General features: G+C 58.6%; 14 protein-coding genes and 1 pseudogene. 6 read left to right on the forward strand and 9 right to left on the reverse strand.

The features are described from left to right. Nucleotides 1-12: 12 nt before the first annotated feature. Nucleotides 13-1,248 (reverse strand): lipoprotein-releasing ABC transporter permease subunit, encoded by a 1,236-nt coding sequence (locus tag ACTG20_RS13885; RefSeq protein ID WP_040068101.1) that lies wholly within the window; start codon nucleotides 1,246-1,248, stop codon nucleotides 13-15. Nucleotides 1,249-1,324: 76 nt separating this feature from the next. Here ACTG20_RS13885 and ACTG20_RS13890 point away from each other — a divergent pair, with 76 nt between their 5' ends. Both ACTG20_RS13890 and mfd read left to right on the forward strand, forming a co-directional pair. Then, nucleotides 1,325-1,900: a hypothetical protein gene (locus ACTG20_RS13890; RefSeq protein ID WP_005351323.1), complete on the forward strand. Its 576-nt coding sequence runs from the start codon at nucleotides 1,325-1,327 to the stop codon at nucleotides 1,898-1,900. 55 nt (nucleotides 1,901-1,955) lie between these two features. Beyond that, the gene (gene mfd, locus ACTG20_RS13895) at nucleotides 1,956-5,423 is read left to right on the forward strand and encodes a transcription-repair coupling factor (protein ID WP_439987893.1); all 3,468 of its coding nucleotides are present in this window, start codon (nucleotides 1,956-1,958) and stop codon (nucleotides 5,421-5,423) included. 246 nt (nucleotides 5,424-5,669) lie between these two features. Here mfd and fbp read toward each other — a convergent pair whose 3' ends face one another. Then, nucleotides 5,670-6,704 (reverse strand): class 1 fructose-bisphosphatase, encoded by a 1,035-nt coding sequence (fbp, locus tag ACTG20_RS13900; RefSeq protein ID WP_005336993.1) that lies wholly within the window; start codon nucleotides 6,702-6,704, stop codon nucleotides 5,670-5,672. 382 nt (nucleotides 6,705-7,086) lie between these two features. Here fbp and ACTG20_RS13905 point away from each other — a divergent pair, with 382 nt between their 5' ends. Then, nucleotides 7,087-8,703 (forward strand): peptide ABC transporter substrate-binding protein, encoded by a 1,617-nt coding sequence (locus ACTG20_RS13905; protein ID WP_040069381.1) that lies wholly within the window; start codon nucleotides 7,087-7,089, stop codon nucleotides 8,701-8,703. 103 nt (nucleotides 8,704-8,806) lie between these two features. Here ACTG20_RS13905 and ACTG20_RS13910 read toward each other — a convergent pair whose 3' ends face one another. The 3 genes from ACTG20_RS13910 to sixA all read right to left on the reverse strand — a co-directional run bounded on the left by ACTG20_RS13910 (nucleotide 8,807) and on the right by sixA (nucleotide 10,695). Next, entirely contained in the window at nucleotides 8,807-9,724 is a 918-nt protein-coding gene (locus ACTG20_RS13910; RefSeq protein WP_194496304.1) for a DMT family transporter, read from the reverse strand. Nucleotides 9,725-9,887: 163 nt separating this feature from the next. After that, entirely contained in the window at nucleotides 9,888-10,094 is a 207-nt protein-coding gene (locus ACTG20_RS13915; RefSeq protein WP_005336998.1) for a DUF1107 domain-containing protein, read from the reverse strand. A gap of 133 nt (nucleotides 10,095-10,227) precedes the next feature. Continuing rightward, a complete protein-coding gene (gene sixA / locus ACTG20_RS13920; protein ID WP_194496303.1) occupies nucleotides 10,228-10,695 on the reverse strand; it encodes a phosphohistidine phosphatase SixA in 468 nt (155 codons plus the stop codon). 162 nt (nucleotides 10,696-10,857) lie between these two features. Here sixA and ACTG20_RS13925 point away from each other — a divergent pair, with 162 nt between their 5' ends. Beyond that, nucleotides 10,858-13,644 (forward strand): insulinase family protein, encoded by a 2,787-nt coding sequence (locus ACTG20_RS13925; protein WP_194496302.1) that lies wholly within the window; start codon nucleotides 10,858-10,860, stop codon nucleotides 13,642-13,644. A 320-nt stretch (nucleotides 13,645-13,964) separates the two neighbouring features. Here ACTG20_RS13925 and ACTG20_RS13930 read toward each other — a convergent pair whose 3' ends face one another. After that, a complete protein-coding gene (locus ACTG20_RS13930) occupies nucleotides 13,965-14,612 on the reverse strand; it encodes a thiopurine S-methyltransferase (RefSeq protein WP_194496301.1) in 648 nt (215 codons plus the stop codon). A 283-nt stretch (nucleotides 14,613-14,895) separates the two neighbouring features. After that, nucleotides 14,896-16,265: pseudogene (locus ACTG20_RS13935) on the reverse strand (leucine-rich repeat-containing protein kinase family protein). 321 nt (nucleotides 16,266-16,586) lie between these two features. Between ACTG20_RS13935 and ACTG20_RS13940 the strand changes: the two are divergent. Then, nucleotides 16,587-17,351 (forward strand): SDR family oxidoreductase, encoded by a 765-nt coding sequence (locus tag ACTG20_RS13940; protein ID WP_194496299.1) that lies wholly within the window; start codon nucleotides 16,587-16,589, stop codon nucleotides 17,349-17,351. A gap of 51 nt (nucleotides 17,352-17,402) precedes the next feature. Beyond that, nucleotides 17,403-18,230 (forward strand): bifunctional transcriptional activator/DNA repair enzyme AdaA, encoded by an 828-nt coding sequence (locus ACTG20_RS13945; protein WP_194496298.1) that lies wholly within the window; start codon nucleotides 17,403-17,405, stop codon nucleotides 18,228-18,230. Between the two features lie 398 nt (nucleotides 18,231-18,628). Here ACTG20_RS13945 and ACTG20_RS13950 read toward each other — a convergent pair whose 3' ends face one another. Together ACTG20_RS13950 and ACTG20_RS13955 are read right to left on the reverse strand one after the other, a co-directional pair. Continuing rightward, nucleotides 18,629-19,042: a hypothetical protein gene (locus ACTG20_RS13950; protein WP_194496297.1), complete on the reverse strand. Its 414-nt coding sequence runs from the start codon at nucleotides 19,040-19,042 to the stop codon at nucleotides 18,629-18,631. A 119-nt stretch (nucleotides 19,043-19,161) separates the two neighbouring features. Further along, a complete protein-coding gene (locus tag ACTG20_RS13955) occupies nucleotides 19,162-19,608 on the reverse strand; it encodes a hypothetical protein (protein ID WP_194496296.1) in 447 nt (148 codons plus the stop codon). Nucleotides 19,609-19,623: the final 15 nt, after the last annotated feature.

Genomic DNA, 19,623 nt, shown 5'->3' on the forward strand with positions numbered 1-19,623 from the left:
TTATTCACGGCATTACTCATAACGCAGCGCCTCGGCCGGTTTCACCCGTGCGGCGCGTGCCGCCGGGTAAAGGGTGGCACTGAAGCTCAGCAGCACGGCGCCCAGCAAAATGGTGATGACCTGAGCCGGCTCGACAATCACCGGCAGGCCACTGCCGCCCGCCGCCATATAGAGGTTGAGCCCCACCGCATTGAGCAGAGGGTTGAGACCCAGGGAGAGCGCCAGGCCCGCCAGTCCGCCAAACAGGGCGCCAATCACCCCGCTGGAGGCGCCAAGCACCATGAAGATTTTGACGATCCCCGATTCACTCATGCCCATGGTGCGCAGGATGGCCACTTCGCCCTCCTTGTCCGTCACCACCATCACCAGCGCGGAGAGGATGTTGAAAGTAGCGACGGCGATGATCAGCACCAGCATCAGCCCCATCATCCGTTTTTCCATGGCGACCGCCTGGAACAGCTCGCCCCGCTCGCGGCGCCAATCCTGCCATAGCAAGCCATCCGGCAGCGGCGTCTTGATCACTTCGTCAGCCGCAAAGGGATCATCGAGCCAGAGGCGAATGCCACCGACGGTTTCTGTCGGCAGACGCAGCAAGCGCTGGGCATCCCCCAGCGCGATCAGCGCAATCTGGTTATCCACATCGGCGCCGACCCCGAAGATACCGGAGACGGTAAAGAGGCGCTGGGCCGGTACCCGACCAAAGGGAGTGAAGCGGGTCCCCTCGGTCAGGATCAGGCGAACCTGATCGCCGATGGAGACATTGAGGCGACGTGCCACCCCCTGCCCCAGCACGATGCGGTAGTGGCCGGCCTGCAGGGTATCGAGGCGCCCCCCCAGCATCTGGCTGTGGAGGATGTCATCCTTGGGCCACTTTGCAGGGTCGATCCCCTGCACACTCACCCCGGTCAGCTGGCCGGGGCTTTGCAGCATCCCTTCGCTGTCGAGCATGGGGGCCGAGGCGACCACATGGGGTAATTTGGCCAGATCCGGCAAGCCTTGCGGGTCTGCATCAATACGGCCAGCCTGATTGGTCACCACCACATGGGGGATCACCCCGAGGATGCGCCCTTTGAGCTGCCCTTCGAAACCGTTCATCACCGAAATGACCACCATCAGGGCGGCGACCCCGATGGCGATGCCAAAGGTAGAGAACAGGGAGATAAATGAGACGAAGCGATTGCTGCGCTTCGAGCCTGCATAACGCAGGCCGATGGCCAGCGAAAGGGGCTGAAAAAGTCCGGTCTTCAAGGATATGTACGTTGCCAACAAAATAAGATACCGGATAATAAAGGGAAACCGTCCATGACAACAAGGGATAGCCTCCATGCAGGAACAGTTCTTCAGCGTCACTCATGCCACGCCGGTCAATGTGATCCCCATGCCGGCCGACTTCCACCTCCCCTCGCTGGAGGAGCTTGACGCTGAGCTGCCGGAGCCCTTTCGGATCTCTTCGGCCATTACCTCCATCGATCTGGTGACCACTCGCCTGCTGCGCAACCAGAACGAGTCGATGCACGATCTGATCGAGATCGTCAATCAGCAGTCCCGCAAGATCGACATGATCATGGGCTATGTGCTCTCCCTGCAGGACCATCCGGAGCAGCGCTTTCACACCCTGCGCTTCGGGGCTGGCCAGCTCACCTACCTGCACCCCTATCATGATCACGGGGATGCGCCGCACCTGCACCAGATCGTCCGCCTCAAGATCTTCCTGCGGGAAGAGGCGGCCGCCATCTACTGCTATGGCCAGGTCAAACAGCTCGACGGCGGTGAACATGGCACCCATGTGCAGCTCGACTATGTGCGGATCCGCGAAGATGACCGTGAACTGCTGGTTCGTGCCAGCCTCCACGTGCAATCGAAGCAGCTCAAGCTGCGCGCCCAAGAACGTCAGCGCTAACCATAGCGAACGTCGCGATAGATAACGTCAACGTTAAAAGAATCGAATCATGCCAATGACACTCCCCGCCTTGCCCGCCAAAGCGGGCCAAAAGATCACGCTCGGCCAGCTGGTCGGCAGCAGCCTCTCACTGATTGCAGCCCGTCTCACCAGTGAAGCCAAGGGGCCGGTACTGCTTATCACCGCCGATACCCCGAGCGCCCTGCGCCTGGAGCAGGAGCTGCAGTATTTGCTGACAGACAAGCAGCTAGCCGATCAGTCCGCCCCCGTATTGCTGTTCCCCGATTGGGAGACCCTGCCCTACGACACCTTCTCTCCCCATCAGGACATCATCTCCCAAAGGCTCGAGACCCTCTACAAGCTGCCGCAGATGAGCAAGGGGGTATTGATTGTCCCCATCTCCACCCTGATGTTGCGCTGCGCCCCCCGGGTCTATCTCGACAAATACAGCCTGATGGTGAAGGCTGGTCAGCGTCTCAATCTGCAACAGCTGCGCGGCCGCCTGGCCGAGGCGGGTTACGTGGCGGTGGATCAGGTGCTGGAACATGGCGAATTTGCCGCCCGCGGCTCCCTGCTCGATCTCTTCCCCATGGGCAGTAGCAGCCCCTATCGCATCGACTTCTTCGACGATGAAGTGGACTCCATCCGCCCATTCGATCCCGAAACCCAGCGCTCCAGCGAACCGGTCAAGACGGTCAGCCTGCTGCCCGCCCGGGAATACCCTACCGACGAGGCAGCCATCGAACTGTTTCGCGGCCAGTTCCGCGAGCAGTTCGAGCTGTCGCGGGCCGAGGGCTCCGTCTATCAGGAGGTGAGCAAGGGGCGTTGGCCCGCCGGCATCGAGTATTATCTGCCACTCTTCTTCAACCAGACTGCCAGCCTGTTTGACTACCTGCCGGAAGAGACCCTGCTGCTCACCGTGGGGGATATCTACCCCGCCGCCCAGCGTTTCTGGAACGATATCTGCCAGCGCTATGAAGACAGACGCTGGGACAATACTCGCCCCCTGCTACCCCCGGCCCAGCTCTATCTGCCGGTGGAGCAGCTCTTTGCCTCTCTGGGCCAATATGGCGCGGTGCGGCTGCAAGAGGCCGCCACCGCGGGCGATGCCGGTCAGCACGATCTGCCCATCGAGGCGCTGCCGGATCTGCAACTCGATCACAGCAAGGAGCAACCCCTGCTGGCGCTCAACCAGTTCCTGCAAGGCTTTGCCGGGCGCACCCTGTTTGCGGTGGAATCCGAAGGGCGACGGGAGGTGCTCGGCGATCTGCTGGCGCGTATCTCGCTGCAACCTAAAGAGTTCCCCTCCCTCGACGCCTTTATGGCGAGCCAGGATCGTCACGGCCTGCTGGTGGCACCGCTTGAACGTGGCTTCCTGTGGCAGGAGGCCGGTCAGGATCCATTGGCGCTGATCACCGAGACCGAACTGCTGGGCGGCAAGGTGCGCAGCAAGCGGGCGCGAGAGAAGAGCAAGAACTTAAGCTCCGATGCGGTGATCAGAAACCTGGGCGAGCTGACCCAGGGTCAGCCGGTGGTCCATCTGGATCACGGGGTCGGCCGCTATCTGGGGCTCGAAACCATCGACGCTGGTGGTCTGCCCACCGAGTTTTTGACCCTCGAATATGCCGGCGGCGACAAGCTGTTCGTGCCGGTCACCAGTTTGCACCTTATCAGCCGCTACACCGGCTCTGATAACCCACCCAGCCACAAACTCGGCGGCGAGGCCTGGAGCAAGGCGCGGCGCAAGGCGGCGGAGAAGGTGCGCGATGTGGCAGCCGAGTTGCTGGATGTCTACGCTCATCGCGCCGCTCGCGCCGGTTTTGCCTTCAAGCACGACAAAGAGGCCTATCGCCAGTTTGCCGCCAGCTTCCCGTTCGAGGAAACCGACGATCAGCTCAACGCCATCAATGCGGTGCTGGGGGACATGTGTCAGGCCAAGAGCATGGACAGACTGGTGTGCGGCGACGTGGGTTTCGGCAAGACCGAAGTGGCGATGCGAGCGGCGTTTGTGGCCGTACACGGCGGCAAGCAGGTTGCCGTGCTGGTGCCCACCACCCTGCTGGCGCAACAGCACTACGACAACTTCCGCGATCGCTTTGCCAACTGGCCGGTGCGGGTCGAGGTGCTGAGCCGCTTCCGTTCCGCCAAGGAGCAGAGCGCTGTGATGAAGGAATTGGCGGAGGGCAAGGTGGACATCATCATCGGCACCCACAAGCTGCTCGGCTCCGAACTCACCTTCAAGGATCTGGGACTGCTCATCGTCGATGAGGAGCACAGATTCGGGGTGCGCCAGAAGGAGAAGATCAAGGCACTGCGGGCCGATGTGGATATCCTCACTCTCACCGCCACCCCTATTCCGCGCACCCTTAATATGGCGATGTCCGGCATGCGGGATCTCTCCATCATCGCCACTCCCCCCGCCAAGCGACTCGCCATCAAGACCTTCGTGCGCCAGCACGAACCGGCGGTGGTGCGCGAGGCGGTGTTGCGGGAATTGAAGCGTGGTGGTCAGGTCTACTACCTGCACAACGATGTCGAGAGCATCGAGAAGTGCGCCGCCGATCTGGCGGAGCTGGTGCCGGAGGCGCGCATCGGCATCGCCCACGGCCAGATGCGCGAGCGCGACCTTGAGCGGATCATGTCCGACTTCTACCACCAGCGCTTCAACCTGCTGGTCTGCACCACCATTATCGAGACCGGTATCGACGTGCCGAGCGCCAACACCATCATCATGGATCGGGCGGATCATCTCGGTCTGGCCCAGCTGCACCAGCTGCGGGGCCGGGTTGGCCGCTCCCACCATCAGGCCTACGCCTATCTGCTCACCCCCCATCCCAAGCTGATGACCAAGGATGCAGCCAAGCGGCTGGAGGCGATCGCCTCGCTCGAAGATCTCGGCGCCGGTTTTGCGCTGGCGACCCACGATCTGGAGATCCGTGGCGCAGGCGAACTGCTCGGCGACGATCAGAGCGGCCAGATTGAATCGGTCGGCTTCACCCTCTATATGGAGATGCTGGAGCAGGCGGTCGAGGCGCTGAAAAATGGCAAGGAGCCGTCGCTGGAGCAGCTGATGAGCCAGCACACCGAGGTGGAACTGCGCCTGCCTGCACTGCTGCCGGATGACTATATTCCGGACGTCAACATGCGCCTCTCCATGTACAAGCGGATCGCCAGTGCGGCGGACGAGCAGGAGCTGCGCGAGCTGAAAGTGGAGCTGATCGACCGCTTTGGCCTCTTGCCGGAGGCAACCAAAACCCTGCTGGAGCTGGCCGCCTTCCGCCAGCGTGCCACCGCCCTTGGCATTCGCCGGGTGGAGATGAGCGAGCGTGGCGGCTATCTCGACTTCACTCAGGAGACCAAGGTCAATCCGGCCTATCTGGTCAAGCTGCTCTCCAGCCAGCCAAGGGTCTACAAGATGGACGGGCCGACCCGGTTGCGTTTCCAGGTACCGACCCAGGATCGCGCCATGCGCCTGAAACTGGTAGATGGTTTGCTGGCTGATCTGGCCAGCAACAGCCTGTGAGTTTCTGCAGCGCTGGCGGTGGGCCAGCACGATAAAGCCAACTAAAACGGGAGCCTGTGCGGCTCCCGTTTTGTTTATGTTGGCTGGTGACTAGCGTCGCCCTTCTCCCCTTGTGGGAGAAGAGCCGGGGATGAGGGGGCAGTGAAAACCATTCCCCTCACCCAGCCCTATCCCAGGGGGGAGAGGGAATCGCGCCGGTAAATGTTGGGCTTCGCTGCGCTCAGCACCAACCTACACCTCTGACGATCAGCCCTGGTTGGCTGGATCCTCATGGGCGGAAAACTCGCGCATAAAGGCCTCGGCCCGCTCCACCATCTTGGTCGAACCAACGAAGTAAGGGGTACGCTGGTGCAGCGCAGTGGGCTGGATATCCATGATGCGGCCAAAGCCGTCGGAGGCCTTGCCACCAGCCTGCTCCACCAGAAACGCCATCGGGTTGCACTCATAGAGCAGACGCAACTTGCCATTCGGCGAGTTGGTGCCGGACGGATAGATGTAGATGCCGCCCTTGAGCAGGTTGCGATGGAAATCAGAGACCAGGGATCCGATATAGCGGGAGGTGTAGGGTCTGTGGGTCGCCTCATCACGCTCCTGGCAATATTTGAGGTACTTCTTCACCCCGTCCGGGAACTTGATGTAGTTGCCCTCGTTGATGGAGTAGATCTTGCCCTCTTCCGGAATGCGGATGTTCTCGTGGGAGAGGCAGAAGCAGCCGATGGAAGGATCGTAGGTAAAGCCGTTAACGCCAAAGCCGGTGGTGTAGACCAGCATGGTGGAGGAGCCGTAGACCACATAACCGGCGGCGACCTGACGGTTGCCCGGCTGCAGGAAGTCCTCCAGGGTCACCGGCGAACCCTGCGGGCTCAAACGGCGGTAGATGGAGAAGATGGTCCCGACCGAGACGTTGACGTCGATATTGGAGGAGCCATCGAGCGGGTCGATCAGCACCACATACTTGGAGTTTTTGGAGAGCGGTGAGTCAAAGGCCACGAAGTCCTCTTCCTCTTCCGAAGCCATGCCGCACACCTCGCCGCGCGCTTCCAGCGCCGCCTTGAAGCGTTCGTTGGCGTAGACATCCAGCTTCTGCTGCACCTCGCCCTGTACGTTTTCAGCGCCCATGGAACCGATGATATCCGCCAGTCCCGCCTTGTTGATCTCCCGGTTCACCACCTTGGCAGCAAGACGGATCGAGCTGAGCAACGAAGTCAGCTCGCCGGTCGCGGTAGGATAATCCGCCTGCTTTTTGACGATGAACTCACCCATGGTGATCATGTTTCGCATTTTTGTTCCTTTAGATCGCATCCGTTGGCATTGAAAACGTTTGCAGGCGTCAGCAAAAAAAATGCCGATCACCGGCGGCCTTGATTTGTAACCTAATGTAACGTCTGTTTTTTGTTTTTGCAGCGAATTAAGCGGCCTATTAAATAGGCTATTTCGCCTAACGTTATGGTAAAAGACGCGTTATATTCGATTTCATTCGATAACTTTCGGACTCTTAATTCGTGGCAATAACCTGCTGCAAGCCATGAGTTGACTGGCCTTGAGCCATTAAAAATGGAGTCTGATGGGCCTGCTCATCCTTCAGCCATTGCCTCTTGAGATCCGATCGCCAATCCAGCACACTGATTTCGCTTTGGAAGCAAATAAAACTCAAGGATTATCAATGAACAAGACTCTCATTGCCGGCATGGTAGCCGGACTGTTTGCCCTTCCCGCCTTGGCTGCCCAGGTGCCTGCCGGTACCAAGCTGCTGCCGGATGCCCAACAAATCTACGTGACCAATATCGGCACCGAGCCCACCACCATCGACCCCCAGCTGGTGGAAGAGACCGCTGGTAGTGCCATCGTCAACGATCTGTTTGAAGGGCTCTATGAGCTGGATAATACCGGCAAGATCAAACCAGCAGGCGCCGTCAGCTACGAGGTCGACAAGACAGGTACCGTCTACACCTTCAAGCTGAGACCCGAGGCCAAGTGGTCAAACGGTGAACCTGTCACCGCCGCCGATTATGTGTACGGTTGGCAACGGGCGGCCGATCCCAAGACGGCCTCCAACTACGCCTGGTTTATCGAGTTGACCGGAGTGGTCAATGCAAGCGAGGTGACACAGGGCAAGAAGAGCCCGTCAGAGCTCGGGATCAAGGCGCTCGATGACCACACCCTGCAGGTCACCCTGAAAAATCCGGTCCCCTTCTTCCTGAAGACGCTGGCCCACTACACCACGTTCCCCGCCCCCAAGGCCACCATTGAAAAATTCGGCAAGGATTGGGTCAAACCTGGCAATATCGTCTCCAACGGTGCCTTTGTACTCAAGGAGTGGACCCCCAACGAGCGGCTGAGCGCCGAGCGCAATACCCACTACTGGAACAACCAGCACACCGTCCTGAACAAGGTGATCTATCTGGAGATCGTCTCGGAAACCGCCGCCTACAACCGCTATCGCACCGGTGAACTGCACTACACCACTTATCCGCTGGAGCAGTACAAACAGCTCAAGAGCAAGAGTCCGGAAGAACTGGTCAGCGTCCCCACGCTGGCCAGCTATTACTATGTCTTCAATACCCAGCGCAAACCGTTCGATGACCCGAAAGTACGCAAGGCGCTCTCGCTCGCCATCGACCGAGAGACCATCACCGACAAGATTCTGGGACAGGGACAAATTGCCGCATATAGCTTCACGCCCCCCATTGTGGACGGTTTTGAATTGAAAAAACCGGCCAGCCAGTTGCAGAGCAAAGAGGAGCGGATCAAGCAAGCCAAAGCCCTGTTGGCCGAAGCGGGATATGGCCCGGACAAGCCACTCACAGTGGACATTCTCTACAACACCAACGAGAGCCACAAAAAGATTGCGCTGGCCGTCTCCTCCATGTGGAAACACAACCTGGGGGTCACTGCCACCCTCAACAACATGGAGTGGAAGACCATGGTCTCGGCACTCAACGAGGGGGATTTTGGCGTTAGCCGCTATGGCTGGAACGGGGATTATAACGATGCCTCCACCTTCCTCGACATCATGACCTCCAGCAGCAGTGCCAACAGCGGCAAGTGGTTCAACAAGGAGTACGACGCCCTGCTGGCCAAGGCCCACGACTCGCTGGATCCCGCTGAACGCAATGCCCTGTATCAACAGGCAGAGGCACTCATTGATGCGGATGCCCCCATCGCCCCTATCTATTTCTCGGTCAAATCAAGGTTGCTCAAGCCTTTCGTGAAAGGCTATCCCCACCTTAACCCGCAGGATGTGGTCTACAGCAAGGAGCTCTATCTGGTTGCCCAGTAACCGGCTTGGAAGATGTAACCATAAAAAAGCGCCTGCATTGCTGCAGGCGCTTTTCATTGGCGGCCAAGCAGGCCATTGGGCCCATCTACGCTTTCGCGCAAGATTACTCTTCGGGACAGGGAGCCAGCACTACCCGGCGGCGACCCATCGCCACCGGACGCACCAGCAACTGTGCCAGCAAGACACCCAGCAGGGTCAGACCGCCCCCGATCAGGTGATAGCTGGTCAACCGCTCACCCAGCAGGGTGATGGCAAGGCCAGCCGTCATCACCGGCAGCAGGTTCATAAAGATGGCGGTACGGTTGGCGCCGAGCAGGGCGATACCCTGCATCCAGAGCCAGGGCGAGAGCGCCGAGGTGGGGATACCGGCATAGAGGATCAGCCACAGGGCCCGACCATCCGGCCACTGGCCATCCATCAGCAAAAAGAAGGGGGTCAGGATCACCACACTACAGATCACCTGACCGTAGAGCAGCGACCAGTTGTCGAGCCCCAGCTCCCACTTCTTGAGCAGCACGCTGTAAAGGGCATAAGTACCGGCCGAAATCAGCATATAGACAGAGCCGATATGAATGCCTTGGGTAAACAGCCGGGTCGGATCCCCCTGCCCCAGCAAGATAGACAAGCCAAGGATGGAGAGCAGCGCCCCCAGCACGGCGCCCCAGGTGGGCCGCTCACGCAACAGCCAGATGCTGAACAACACGGTCAGCAGCGGCGTCAGTCCCATCATCAACCCCATCTCGGTGGCTCCCAGGGTTTGCGCCGCGTAGTAACCAAAAGTCTGGTTGAGCACCATGCCCAGCGAGGCCAGCATAGCGATCTGCCAAAGGCCAGCGCGCAGACGGGCACGCGCACGCCATACCCGACGGGCCAGAAACGGGCTTAATACCAGCGCAGCCACCACCCAGCGCGACCAGGCCAAGGCCGCCGGGGACAACACACCAACCGCCAGTTTACTGACGATGCCATTGCCAGCCCAGATGGCAATGCAGGAGAAGGGAAACAGAAAGGCAAGGGGCATGAGAAGATCCAGACCGAAGAGACAACAGCGGGCCAGTATAGGGGGCGATGGGAGATAAACAAGGTGTGGGCCTGAACAGCCACATGGTGAACGCCAGTCGCCAGAAACAAATATGCCCGCAAAAGTGCGGGCATATCAGTGCAGAAACAGGTTCAGAAGCGCATCACGCGGCATCCATGTGCAGTCTGGAGATCAGCTCGTTGACCTCGGTGACTGTCTGGCGATGGGGAATATCCGCCGGATTCGGCATCAGCAACAAACCGGATTGGAAATCAAACCGCCCCCGACCATGGATGTAAATCCGACCTTTAAAGAAGGTTTTGACATGCTTTGCCACCATCAGTGGCAGGTACTTCTTGAACACTCTCATCGTTTGCAACCTCTTGCAGTTGTATCCGTATGACAGCAGCTTCTGCGAATTAATTCCGTAAAGTATTTATAAAAATCCGGAAAACTCGCCCATCTCTTCCCAAAAAATTCAATCTATAACTTTTTATTAACTTTTAGCCTATTGTATGCGGCCCTTCGAGCCAGAGCAAGGCTCCTTTGCCATCAAGCCACTCGATACAGGCGATCCCCGAGGTGGCGAACATGGGTGCTCCTGCGGCCGGGCAGAGGCTTTGCACCAGATAACCCACCAGCGGCAGATGGCTGACCATCAGGATCTGGTCATGTTGCTGCGCCAAGGTGGTGAGGTAGCTGGCCACGAAAGCGGGATCACCGTAAGGGGTAATGTCGCCACTCTCTTCAACGGCTGCTGCGTCAGGTAATTCCCTGCATATGGCTTGCCAGGTCTGGCGTGCCCGCAGATAGTTGCTGTGGATCACCCGATCCAGCGGGCCAATCAGCTGAGGCGCCAGCCAGCGGGCCATCTGGATAGACTCTTCAATACCCTGCTCGGTCAATGGACGCTGTTCATCTGTTTTCGCATTCATGCCAGCCTGGCCATGACGCATGATATAGATCTTCATTACAACCTCGCCCAACGGGCCTGTTTTGATAGCCGGGAGATCTTACCCCGCCACGGGTGTGGAAACAATTGCGCTACCTCTCAGAAAAGGGTTTGCCTGACGGGATAGCGGGGTCGATAATCATGTTTAAATTCAAATAAATCCAACGTGAGTCACACGCCAATGAGCCCATATGCCAGTCCCAATGACCATCGGCAATACCATTATCTGGAGCTGGCCAACCGGCTCAGGGTCTTGTTGATTTGTGATCCCGACACAGACAAATCCGCCGCCTCGCTGGCGGTCAATACCGGCCATTTTGACGATCCCGCTGACCGGCAGGGAATGGCCCATTTTCTGGAGCACATGCTGTTTCTCGGCACCTGCACCTACCCCAAGCCTGGTGAGTACCAGCAATTTATGAGCCGTCATGGCGGCAGCAACAACGCCTGGACCGGCACCGAGTTCACCAACTTCTTCTTCGAGATCGACAACGGCTTCTTCGAAGCAGGGCTGGATCGCTTCTCCCAGTTCTTTATCTGCCCCACGTTTGATCCGGAGTGGGTGGACAAGGAGCGCAACGCGGTCGACTCCGAGTATCGCCTCAAGCTGCAGGATGACATGCGCCGCAGCTATCAGGTGCATAAAGAGACAGTCAACCCGGCGCACCCCTTCTCCAAGTTCTCGGTGGGCAACCTCGATACCCTGGCCGATCTGCCGGGACGGGATCTGCGCTCCGATCTTATCCGTTTTTACGAAAGCCACTACAGCGCGGATCGCATGGCGCTGGTGATGATCTCGCCGGAATCCATCGATACCCAGTTGCAGTGGTGCTGTCGCTACTTTGCTCCCATTTTGAATCGCAATTTGGGAACCCCGACCCTCACCATGCCACTCTACCGGCTCGATGATCTCGGCGTGCGCATCCACATCAATCCGGTCAAGGAGACCCGCAAGCTTTCGCTGAGCTTCCCCTTGCCCAATGTGGACGAGTTTTACGACAAAAAGCCCCTCACCTTCCTGAGCCATCTGATTGGTTATGAGGGAGATGGCAGCCTGCTCTCCCTGCTCAAGGCGAAAGGCTGGGTCAACCAGCTCTCGGCGGGCGGTGGCATCAGTGGCGCCAACTTCAAGGATTTTGGCGTCAACTTTGGCCTCACCCCTCTGGGCCTTGAGCATGTGGACGACATCCTCGCCGCCCTGTTTGGCTATCTGAAACTGATTGGCCGCGAAGGGCTGCAGAGCTGGCGCTATGACGAAAAACGGACCGTGCTCGAATCGGCGTTTCGCTTTCAGGAGCGCGGCCGCCCCCTCGATACGGTGTCGGGGCTGGTGCTCAACCTCTTTAGCTACAAACCTGAGGATCTGCTCTACGGCGACTACATGATGCGCGAATATGACGAGCCGCTGATCCGCCGCTTCCTCGCCAAGCTCACCCCGCACAATTTGCGTATCACCATCACTGCGCCGGAAGTGGCGACCGATCGGCTGGCCCGCTGGTATCAGACCCCCTACAGCGTGGCGACCATTACCGAGGCCGAGAAAATTCGCTGGCAGCAGAGCGAACCGGATCCGGCGCTGGCGCTACCCAAGCCCAACCCCTTTATCAGCAGTAGGCTCGATCCGCGCACGCCAGAGCTTGCCGCCGACATGCCCGCCTGCCTTATCGATCGCCCCGGTTTTCGCCTCTGGCACCTCCATGAGCACCTGTTCAGCGTGCCCAAGGGCAATCTCTATATCTCCATCGACAGCGAACATGCGGTCAAAAATCCGCGCAATATCGCCATGGCGCGCCTCGCCGTGGAACTCTTGGCCGACCACCTCAACGCCCTCACCTATCCGGCAGAGCTGGCGGGGCTGGGCTACCAGATCTATGCCCATCAGGGGGGCTTTACCATCAACCTGAGCGGCTTTGCCGACAAGCAGCCACTCTTGCTCGACATGATCCTCGGCAATCGCACCCTGGGGTATCCGGATCCGGGCCGCTTCGCCGAGATCAAGGAGCAGCTCATCCGCAACTGGGATAACCAGTCCAAGGCGCGCCCCATCTCCCAGCTCTTTAACCAGCTCACCAGTTTGCTGCAACCCAACAACCCGCCATTCGAGCAGTTGCTGCGCCACCTGCGCACGGTAGAGCTGGAAGAGATGCCCGGCTTCGTGGCCCAGCTGTTTGGCGAGGTGCATGTCGAGGCGCTGGTGCATGGCGACTGGACTGCCGCCGAGGCGCTGGAGCTGGCCGCCCTGATGGAGCGTCACCTGAGCGATATCAATGGCACCAGCAGCAAGCCGAGCGGCGAGACCCGCCGCCCGCTCATCTCCATTCAGGACAGGGGCACCCTTATTCGCGAGCAGGGTTGCGATCACGAAGACTCGGCACTGCTGGTCTACTACCAGTCCCGCACCACCCGGGCGCGGGATCTCGCCTGCTTCACCCTGGCAAACCACATCATGTCCTCCACCTTCTTCCACGAGCTGCGTACCCGTCAGCAACTGGGGTATGTGGTGGGCGCCGGCAACCTGCCCCTCAATCGCCACCCGGGGCTGATCTTCTATATCCAGTCGCCGGTGGCGGGGCCGCAGATCCTGCTCGATGCGGTGGAGGAGTTTATCGACCTCTTCCCGCTCGCCATGCTCGAATTTACCGAGCAGCAGTGGCAGGAGAGCAAGGCGGGGCTGCAAGCCCAGCTGAGCGAGCGGGATGCCAATCTGCGCAGTCGCGGCCAACGGCTGTGGGTCAGCATCGGCAACAAGGATCTGGGGTTTGATCAGCGCGAAAGAGTCTGCGACGAGGTGGGCAAGTTGAGTCGCGCCGATCTGGTGCGCTTTATCACCCAGCTGCGTTCGCGCACCTCCGATCGACTGATCCTCTGCAGCTATGGTCAGGGGCACGAACATGACGAGCGGATCACCGGCCAGTTTATCGACGATCCACGGGCATTTCGGCTCAATGCCGCCACCTTCGAGGCCTGAGCAGGCCTCGACATCCCCCGTTTTTCCTGCCCACGGCAAATCGCAGGCAATAAAAAGCCGACCCATCAGGGTCGGCTGGAAAAACCATAACAATTGCGACCAAAGCCGCCAAAAGTGAACATGAGCGTGAAAATCAGACACTGAGTTGCTGATCAGCAAGCGGGAAAGACCCGATACTCGCTTTGCAATGCCAACAGTGATTGAGAAACAGCCTCATATTAGGCACTCCCCCCGCCAGTCACGTTGATCTACGTCAAAGGAGGTAGCGAAGAGCGCATAGCCCGATGATTTGTCGGCGCAGATCACCCTTTGCCCGCCCGTTAGCCACGGCGAACCAGCCGGTAGGCCACCTCATCGAAGTAGGAGAGCTGACCCGACAGCACCCGCGGGTGATCCACCTCGGCGGCGCGCCCCAATACCTCGATGCGAAAGTCCCGTTCAAACAGCGCTCGCACCTCCATCTCACCCACCGAGAAGGGGGGCTGACTCTGCTGCTCCGGCTGATATTCGAGGGTCACCAGCAGGATCTGGCCACCGGTCTCGACCAGCGAACTGATCAGGGCCGCATACTGGCGGCGCATCGCGGTCGGCAGGGCGATCAGCGCCGCGCGGTCATAGACCAGCCGGTAACGGCGACCCAGACTGGGGGCGGCGAAAAAATCCCCCTGAAAAATGCGCAGGCTGTCCACCTGATGGCACTGATAAGGGCCCACTTCGCTGACGGTCGCGGCGAGCTGGTTTTCACTGAAGAACTGGCTGACGGCAAGGCTCGATAGCTCGAAACCGTCGACCGGATGACCCTGAGCGCTCAGCCAGAGCATGTCGCGGGACTTGCCGCACAGGGGAACCAGCACCGGCTCGTCCGCTTGCTGTGATGACCACCAGGATTGCAGCCAGTGGTTGAAGTCCGCCTGATGAAAGCCAATCCGGTTCTCTTCCCAACGCTGATGCCAAAACGCAGCTTCCATCGTTATTACCCTTCTGTACTAAAGATGCCTCAATATCACAACTTAACCGGCACCGCGCAACCCTCTGCCCTTCCCTTTTTGCCGCGCAGCCTCTGCGTGTTATCGAGCGAATGACGGGACATCCCCTTGCCGTGCGCCTCGCTGTCGCAATGAGCGCTATTGGGTACGTTTATGACGGGCAGAGGCACACCAAACCCTGCAAACACGTCATGAGTTGGTGGCGATGAATGAATAAAAAGAATGACGTTGGCAGGCCAAACCGTGCCTGCCAACGCCAGAAAGATCACGACAGCGTGGCGCGAGCGGCCGCCAGCTGGCGCTCGATATAAGCAAAATCGGGACGATCGGCGGGGAGTTCCGAAAGGCAGGCCGCTTTGAGCTGATGCAACCCATCAAGCGGTGAGTCTTGCGTATCGCAATGGGCCAACAGCTCTTCCAGCAGGCAACCAAAGGCGCGCACTTCCAAACGCTCAAATCCTACGGCCCGCTCGCGGTCGCAGCGGTCATATAAGGAAGCGGCGCCAAAATCCCCCAGCAGGGCGCGAGCCGGGGCGTCAGGCCCGCGGGTAAACAGAATATTGTGGCCGTAGAGGTCCCCGTGCATGATGCCCGCGCGGTGCAGATGGCCCGCCACCGAGGCGATGCCATGGGCCATCGCCAGCGCATCCGGCACATTCAGATGCAGATCCTCGGGATAGACATCCCGGGTGCAGGAGTCCAGGCTCGGCGGCCCGGCCAGATTGGCAAAGGCCGGATCGATTAGCTCCATCACCAGCGCCGGAATGCCGGAGGGGTGATCCGCCACCTTGCCTATCACCTTGATAAGGTTGGGATGAGTGCCCGCCGCCAGCGATGCCGCCATCTCGCAGCGGGGCAGCCCGTCACTGGTCACCGCCCCCTTGAACAGCTTGACCGCCACCTGACTGGCCTCGGTTCTGCCGCTCGCCTGAGTCGCTGCATCAGCAGGATTAGCCACAAGGGTGGCGCGATGGATAACGCCGGATGCTCCCTGCCCCAACAACTCGCCCAGCGCCAGCGTCTCCCAGGCAAGGGGTTCGACATGAGCATCATCGATGGCCCGCGCCTCCTCCCCTTCACTAAAGGGGTTGCCGGAGTAAGCGAGCCATGAAAGGCGCGGCAGCGAGAGCAGCCACTCGGGGAAGCGTTCGATGCGGTTGGCGGCGATGCGCAGCAGCTCCAGATTGCGGCAGTTGGCAAGGCTCGTCGGCAGCTCGCGCAGGCGGTTGCCCGCCAGCATCAGCTTTTGCAGAGCGTCGCACTGGCCCAGCTCGTCCGGCAGACTTTCAATCTGGTTATCGGTCAGGATCAACCAGCGCAAACCGGCGGGCAGCGCCCTGGCCGAGACGGTGGCAATCCGGTTGGCCTTAAAACCCACCATGGTGAGCGCCGGACAACGCCCCAGCACCTCGGGCAGCTCGGTAAAGCGGTTCTCGGAGCAGAAGATGATGCGCAGTTTGCCAAACCCGGCCAGCTCGTCAGGGAGCGCGCTTAGCTGGTTGCCGGTTAGATCCAGCACCTCCAGCGTCTCTTTCAGGCTCAAAATCTCGGGGGGAAAACCGCGAGGTTTTCAGAGAGCTTCAGATGGCGGGCACCGCACAGTTCACCTGCGCGCAGCTGTTCCAGAGTATGCATAACCGTTTCTCAATCCTGATGATCTGCCTGATGACGTAGCCAGCCATCAGCGCGCGCCGAACCCGGGTCCGGCGGTTTTAAAGGGGGGCATTATAAAGAATTCGGGGCGCAGTTCGCCCCTTTTGTTGCCACGAAGGCCTGTATCGACATGTAGCAAAACGACTTGGGAACAAAGAGAGCAAGATTCGGGTCGTCCCGGCAAGGAGTGGTTGCCATAGTGGGGGCCAAACCCAAGTCGGTTGGAACCTATTGGGGTTCCAACCCACAGCCAACCCTGTGCCCCACTGATTTAGCGCACAACACACCAGCGAGGGAACTGCCATGTCATTACTGTCCAACAAGGTCGCCATCATCACCGGCGCCAGCTCCGGCATCGGTCGCGCCAGCGCCATCCTGTTTGCCCGCGAAGGGGCCAGCGTCGTCGTCGGCGCCCGCCGCCAGCCCGAGCTGGATTTGCTGGTGGAGGAGATCCGCCATGAGGGGGGCCAGGCGGCAAGTCTGGCGGGAGATGTGAAAAGCGAGAGTTACGCCCGCGATCTGGTTGATCTCGCGCTAACCCGTTTCGGCGGGCTCGATATCGCCTTCAACAACGCCGGTACCACGGGCACGCCGGGTTGCGTAGAGGAGCTTGAGCTGACGCAGTGGCAGGAAACGCTGGATACCAACCTCACCAGCGCCTTTGTGGGAGCCAAGTACCAGATCCCCGCCATGCTGGCGCGTGGCAGCGGCTCGCTTATTTTTACCTCTACCTTTGTCGGCCATACCCTGGGGCTGCCCGGCATGGCGGCCTATGCGGCAAGCAAGGCAGGCCTGATTGGCCTGACCCGGGTGCTGGCTGCCGAGTATGGGGCACAAGGGATTCGGGTCAACGCCCTGCTGCCGGGGGGCACCGACACCCCCATGGGACGGGCCTTTGCCAATACGCCAGAGAGCCTCGCCTTTGTGCAGAATATGCATGCCCTCAAACGGCTAGCCCAACCGGAGGAGATCGCCCGCTCGGCCCTTTATCTCGCGTCCGATGCATCCAGCTTTACCACCGGCATTGCCCTGCTGGTCGATGGTGGGGTATCAATTTGTCGCACATGACCTTGTCGCCCCCAAGATCCTGCGACCGAAACCTTATCGTGAGAGCGCCTTATGTCTGATTACGCCCGCATCGCCGATGCCATCCGTTTTATCGCAAGTCAGGTGGAGCGTCAGCCCACTCTGGACGAGATAGCGGCGCACGTTCACTTAAGTCCCTTTCACTTCCAGCGGCTGTTCAGCCGCTGGGCCGGAGTGACGCCCAAACGCTATCTGCAGGTGCTGACCCTGGAGCGGGCCAAGGTGCTGCTGCAGGAGTCGCGCCCACTGCTCGAGGTGGCCGATACCCTGGGCCTTAGCAGCGGCTCGCGGCTCTACGATCACTTCGTGCAGCTCGAAGCGGTGACGCCGGGCGAGTACAAGCAGCGCGGGGCCGGGCTGGTTATCGATCACGGGGTGCACGACACCCCCTTTGGTCAGGCATTCGTCGCCCTGACCCCGCGGGGGGTGTGCAACTTCTCGTTTCTCGATGACAAGGCCCCAGAGGCTCCGCTGGCCACCCTCGCCCACAGCTGGCCTGCGGCAACGCTGCAAGAAGCGCCATCACGCACCCAAGGGGTCATCAACACCATGTTCGATGGCAGCAAGGCGCCGGATCGCCCCATCTCCTTGCACGTGAGCGGCACCAACTTTCAGATCAGCGTCTGGCGGGCGCTGCTGCAGATCCCGCCCGCCAAGGTGGTGAGCTACGCCCAGGTGGCAAGCGCCGTCGGCAATCCCAAAGCCGCCCGCGCCGTGGGACTGGCAGTGGGCGCCAACCCCGTCGCCTTGATGATCCCCTGCCACCGGGTCATCCAGCAAAATGGCAAACTCGGCGACTATCACTGGGGCGAGACCCGCAAACAGGCGATACACGCCTGGGAAGCGGCGAGGTATGAGTGAAGGTGGGCTTTTCCTGCCCGGCCTGATGGGGGGAAGAAACAGGAGTGCTGGTTGTGAGTCAGCAGACAATAAGGCTGTGCCGGACAAACGTGCAGCGATATAAAACAGGGAGATCAGAAGAATCAGGGCGCAAATCGCCCCTTTTGTTGCCTTGGCAAGACATGGTGCCTAGCCACCCCACCCCAGCGGATTTACGAAAAGACGTAGGGTGCAATAAGCGCAGCGCATTGCACCGTTTGCTGAGTATTTCTCATTCAAGGGAGCAGAGATTAAATTAGCGGTGCAATTTCATTGCACCCAACAGCATTAGGCTATGGTAATGCTTGGCAAAATTTGAGTAAAGAAGCAGAACTTAGTCAAAATTTAGCAGTCTCACTTGAACGGCTTGTTATGTGTCCTTAATACTTGGTAGCTTTTATCAGTGGTGCACCATTTCCTTTTGTAATATCGAGAATTTCACAAGTTATACGATAAAACTTGGGTAAAATACCAGGAACATTTTTATATGCACCATGATCATTCAGCGACCTTATATCAGGAAACTCACCCCAACGGTTTTTGTTGGTTATATATTTATTGGCCTCTTTTTGACTTTTAAAGCCTTGAATATTATAAATATTCATATAACTTTTTATTTGTTCTATTTCATTGTTAGACAAACTATATTTATTTGCGATGTCAGTGTAATCAAATAGCGCCAGCCGAGATTTAACAGAACTATCATGGCCGTACACTGCCAGCCAATCATCCATAAAATCTGGATCACTAGCGCATCCTCCAAATGCTTCACAAAAATCCTGATAATCACTCATCTAGCTATTCCTACAGCATATTAAAAATATGTACATAACGATTAAGCTAACGGACTATTAAAAGCGAGGCTCTTGGCGATTAGCTATTTGCGAGCAGCAATTGAGCGCATTGTTAGTGCCTACTCGGGCTTCCCTTCTATTGGTTGTGATCGCCAATCTGCGTACTCATGAGCACATGCGGGACATACATGGATGTGGCGGTTCGTCGCCTTTTTAATTAGAGGACGCTTTTTATGCTCAATTTCCCAGCATTTTAGACAGTGCGCAATCCCATGTGGATTTCCTGCTTCGTCCACTTCATAAAATGCATCGATATGTCGAATTAAAGAATCTTTACTTTGAAAAGCACTCTCCAATTCTTCAATCTTTTTGTCCTTCTGCGCGATCGTTTCATGGATTTCTGCTAATTCCATTTTTACATCAGCTAAAGCACCAACTAAATCTGCTAGTTTTAACTTGAGTTCCGCTTTTTCCAGTGAGAAGTCACTGTCTTTGAGAAAGCGTGCAATGTCGGTAGCAGTTTTAATTCCGTTTAAAGCTGTGGTGATCAATGTCATATCTGGCATGGCTGCCTCCAAAAA

It is taken from the genome of Aeromonas sp. 84A (genome assembly GCF_051919345.1).
In the GTDB taxonomy this organism is placed as follows: domain Bacteria; phylum Pseudomonadota; class Gammaproteobacteria; order Enterobacterales; family Aeromonadaceae; genus Aeromonas; species Aeromonas veronii.

Excerpts from the sequence above, each read along its gene's own strand:
- ACTG20_RS13890 (WP_005351323.1), top strand. The coding sequence starts at position 1,325 with ATGCAGGAACAGTTCTTCAGCGTCACTCATGCCACGCCGGTCAATGTG.
- mfd (WP_439987893.1), top strand. The coding sequence starts at position 1,956 with ATGACACTCCCCGCCTTGCCCGCCAAAGCGGGCCAAAAGATCACGCTC.
- fbp (WP_005336993.1), bottom strand. The coding sequence starts at position 6,704 with ATGCGAAACATGATCACCATGGGTGAGTTCATCGTCAAAAAGCAGGCG.
- ACTG20_RS13905 (WP_040069381.1), top strand. The coding sequence starts at position 7,087 with ATGAACAAGACTCTCATTGCCGGCATGGTAGCCGGACTGTTTGCCCTT.
- ACTG20_RS13910 (WP_194496304.1), bottom strand. The coding sequence starts at position 9,724 with ATGCCCCTTGCCTTTCTGTTTCCCTTCTCCTGCATTGCCATCTGGGCT.
- ACTG20_RS13915 (WP_005336998.1), bottom strand. The coding sequence starts at position 10,094 with ATGAGAGTGTTCAAGAAGTACCTGCCACTGATGGTGGCAAAGCATGTC.
- sixA (WP_194496303.1), bottom strand. The coding sequence starts at position 10,695 with ATGAAGATCTATATCATGCGTCATGGCCAGGCTGGCATGAATGCGAAA.
- ACTG20_RS13925 (WP_194496302.1), top strand. The coding sequence starts at position 10,858 with ATGAGCCCATATGCCAGTCCCAATGACCATCGGCAATACCATTATCTG.
- ACTG20_RS13930 (WP_194496301.1), bottom strand. The coding sequence starts at position 14,612 with ATGGAAGCTGCGTTTTGGCATCAGCGTTGGGAAGAGAACCGGATTGGC.
- ACTG20_RS13940 (WP_194496299.1), top strand. The coding sequence starts at position 16,587 with ATGTCATTACTGTCCAACAAGGTCGCCATCATCACCGGCGCCAGCTCC.
- ACTG20_RS13945 (WP_194496298.1), top strand. The coding sequence starts at position 17,403 with ATGTCTGATTACGCCCGCATCGCCGATGCCATCCGTTTTATCGCAAGT.
- ACTG20_RS13950 (WP_194496297.1), bottom strand. The coding sequence starts at position 19,042 with ATGAGTGATTATCAGGATTTTTGTGAAGCATTTGGAGGATGCGCTAGT.
- ACTG20_RS13955 (WP_194496296.1), bottom strand. The coding sequence starts at position 19,608 with ATGCCAGATATGACATTGATCACCACAGCTTTAAACGGAATTAAAACT.